We start from the raw sequence: 3586 nt of genomic DNA on the forward strand, positions 1-3586 counted from the left end.
GTATCGAGACACATCTTTCTGACGGAAGACCTTTTCTGTCCCGATTCCCCCTGTATCGAGACACATCTTCCTGCTGGAAGACCTTTTCTGTCCCGATTCCACCTGTATCGAGACACATCTTTCTGACGGAAGACCTTTTCTGTCCCGATTACCCCCTGTATCGAGACACATCTTTCTGACGGAAGACCTTTTCTGTCCCGATTCCCCCTGTATCGAGACACATCTTCCTGCTGGAGGACCTTTTCTGTCCCGATTTCCTTTGTATCGAGACACATCTTTCTGACGGAAGACCTTTTCTGTCCTGATTTCCCCTGTATCGGGACACATCTTTCTGCTGGAGGACCTTTTCTGTCCCGATTCCACCTGTATTGGGACACATCTTCCTGCTGGAGGACCTTTTCTGTCCCGATTCCACCTGTATCGGGACACATCTTTCTGCTGGAGGACCCTTTCTGTCCCGATTCCCCCTGTATCGAGACACATCTTCCTACTGGAGGACTTTTTCTGTCCCGATTCCCCCTGTATCGGGACACATCTTCCTGCTGGAGGACCTTTTCTGTCCCGATTTCCTCTGTATCGAGACACATCTTTCTGACGGAAGACCTTTCTGTCCCGATTCTCTTAGTATCGAGACTCTTTTCCTCTCTTTTTTTCGCGGATCTGTCCCAATTCCCTTAGTACCGAGACACTAATCTCCTCAAACCGATCTGCCACAAACCTCCTATTATACAAACCATGAAAAGTCCCTGCAGATGCGATATCAAGTTAAGACCTTATCCTCCTATACCTTCCAATCTACCTCTTCCCTACCCTAGCAATGAGATACTTTTGTATCAAAAAACAGTGATCTCAATCAGACCACTGCTTTTTTGATACAAAATATTATTGTAACTCCAGAATTCTAAAGTGATTTTATTAACTTCCTTATTGTTTCTGACACATCTATGTTGTTGTCTTCACAGTATTGATTGAGCTTACGGTATGCCTCTTCATCTAAACGTACATGAATGGAATGAAGGTACTTCTCGGAATCGAGTTTCTTCGGTCTGCCCCTCGACATTTTCCGTTTGCCTACACCGTCTTTCCATACATTTATTACAACATAACCGTGCTTTTCAACCCAATGATCACACTCGTTGTCTTTCCACATTTTTTCAGCTCTTTGTAGAAACTCTACTTTAAATGTTTCTAATTCTTCGCCATGAAGACCTTTCATAATCGCTTTTTCCATCGCTTTGTGTTCAATAAATTGCTGAAACTGATTATAAGATGTAAACGTTAATTCCTTCATTTATTCTCTCCCATACTCATTTGCAATTTTCTATCCAAAGAAAATGATAACCTTTTCTCTCGTTTCTTGTAAATTGGTTTTTTTAATAACCCCTAAGCTAGTTTTTTTGATCTAACGAGAAAGAAATATGAGAGAACTGCTCCTAAACTGGATATAAATATAACAATTCCCATAGGCACCGCCGTATCTTCACCAGCAACTCCTACAAGAGGTGCTACAATAGCACCCACTAACAATGACATAACACCTAATAGTGCAGAGGCGCTGCCTGCTATGTTTCTATTATTCTGTAAAGCTAAAGAGAAGCTAGTTGTATTAACCACACCTACACTAGATACTGTTAAAAAGAGCGATGGAAGAATGAACATTAATTCTACCTTTAATAAAATAAGAAGTAATAAACTAAGTCCACCAGTAAATGACATGATCACTCCTGCTAAGAGAAGCTTCTTTTCTTCGATCCATTCTGAAAGCTTTCCTGTTACTTGGCTGGCAATGACAATCCCGATTCCATTAATGGCAAAGACGATACTGAATGTATCTGCGGAAGCTCCGTATACGTACTGAATGACAAAGGATGAACCTGAGATGTAAGCAAACATTGCTGCAGCAACAAATCCGAATGAAAGAACATATCCCATAAAATGAAGATTTGTAAGCAGTTGGCGAAACGTCTTAAGTGTTTGCAAAAAGCCGCCTTCGCTTCGTTCTTCAACAGGCAAGGTTTCCTTTAATCCCCAAAGAACAAAGGCAAAAATCACTACACCTATGATTGTTAGGGCTATGAATACTGCCTGCCATGGAAACAGCTTGAGAAGTTGTGCTCCAATAACTGGAGCAAGAATAGGTGCCATTCCATTTACTAAAGCTAATAATGAGAAGAACTTTGTCATTTCTTTACCAGAATAAAGATCCCTAACAATGGCTCTTGAAATAACCATTCCTGCAGATCCCGCTAATCCTTGTATCAATCTCAAAAGAATGAAAAGTTCAATAGAATCAGTAAAAACACATAAAAGAGAGGTGACTGTATAGATAGATAAGCCGATTAACAACGGCTTCCTTCTTCCAAACACATCACTTAAAGGCCCAGTAAAGAGTTGACCTAAAGAAGCTCCCAGCAGAAAGAACGTTAAACTTAACTGAATCATCGATGCACTAGTATGAAATTCATTTGTTAGGATTGGAAACGCTGGTAAATACATATCAATCGACAAAGGAGCAAATGCCGCAAGTGTTCCTAAAATAAACACAATAAGTGCTTTGTTTTGTTGTTGAACTTTTTGTTGTTCAAGTTCCATTGTATATTTCTCCTCAACATTTTATTTTTTGTTCTACAAAAATAATAAATGTTTATGTTGAGATTGACAAATTATACTTCTTTCTAAAAATAAAAAACCTTTCAACTAATGTCGAAAGGTTTTTTACTATCATATAGATCGCTTTAAATCCCACTTTTTTAATTGAACAATTTCAATTTCTTCATCTGAAAATAAGCGAATGCTTGTACTATTTTCACCTGGGTATATTCTAGCAGTTAAAACTTGCTCACCATTATTCACAAAAATTTCTACGGAGGATTTATCAATGAAAATTCTTAAGTGTAGCATTTGATCTTGTAATTGTAGATGCGTTTTTCTAACTCCACCTGGCCCCTTCCCTGACTCATTGCGGTCAAGTTCAAGAATTTCTTTGTCACCATAATAGGTGATGACTGTTTCTTCACCAGCATCCTCATCTACACGAAGTCGAATTCCGCATGCTGATGAATGGTGAACTCGAAGTGAAAGGTCTAGCTCTATGCAATCGCCTGCAATGCCTTCAAGCGAGGTTTCTCCAGAAAACGTAATTTGTTCGTGTACGACTTCAGCTTGTCTGAGCTTTTCTATTTCCTTTACTGGATGACAATAAATTTTATCACCTCTTAGTTCCAACTCACGAGGTAATGTCATAGCACCTGTGTATCCGTGTGCTTGTGTCGGCATCTCACTTTCCCACATATCCATCCATGCAATAGCAATTCTTCTGCCTTCTGGGTCAACCATTGTTTGAGGGGCATAATAATCAAAGCCATAATCTAATAATTGAAAGTCACCATAAGAAAGAATCCCTTTTTCATAGTCCAGCTCACCGATCACATAGCCAGCTTGATGTAAATTATGATATAAATTCCCTTCAGGTTTTACTCCCTGTGGAGACATCACGAGAACTTCTTTATTATTTAAAGTAAATAAATCTGGACATTCCCACATGTATCCGAAGTTACCCTCACCTTTAGCCAAAATATTGACGAAT

Annotated in this window: 3 protein-coding genes; all 3 read right to left on the bottom strand. The window is 39.3% G+C overall.

Features of this window, described 5'->3' with window-relative positions; translation table 11 throughout:
* Positions 1 to 901 precede the first annotated feature (901 nt).
* The gene (locus tag ACEWK1_RS13645; protein WP_121664529.1) at positions 902 to 1291 is read right to left on the bottom strand and encodes a hypothetical protein; all 390 of its coding nucleotides are present in this window, start codon (positions 1289 to 1291) and stop codon (positions 902 to 904) included.
* Positions 1292 to 1383: 92 nt separating this feature from the next.
* On the bottom strand, positions 1384 to 2592 hold the full coding sequence (locus ACEWK1_RS13650; protein ID WP_212136004.1) for a multidrug effflux MFS transporter: 1209 nt from the start codon (positions 2590 to 2592) through the stop codon (positions 1384 to 1386).
* A 129-nt stretch (positions 2593 to 2721) separates the two neighbouring features.
* A partial coding sequence (locus tag ACEWK1_RS13655) for a glycoside hydrolase family 32 protein (RefSeq protein WP_416636377.1) occupies positions 2722 to 3586 on the bottom strand: 865 nt, incomplete at its 5' end.

It is taken from the genome of Metabacillus sp. YM-086, from assembly GCF_048059995.1.
Lineage (GTDB): Bacteria > Bacillota > Bacilli > Bacillales > Bacillaceae > Metabacillus > Metabacillus litoralis_B.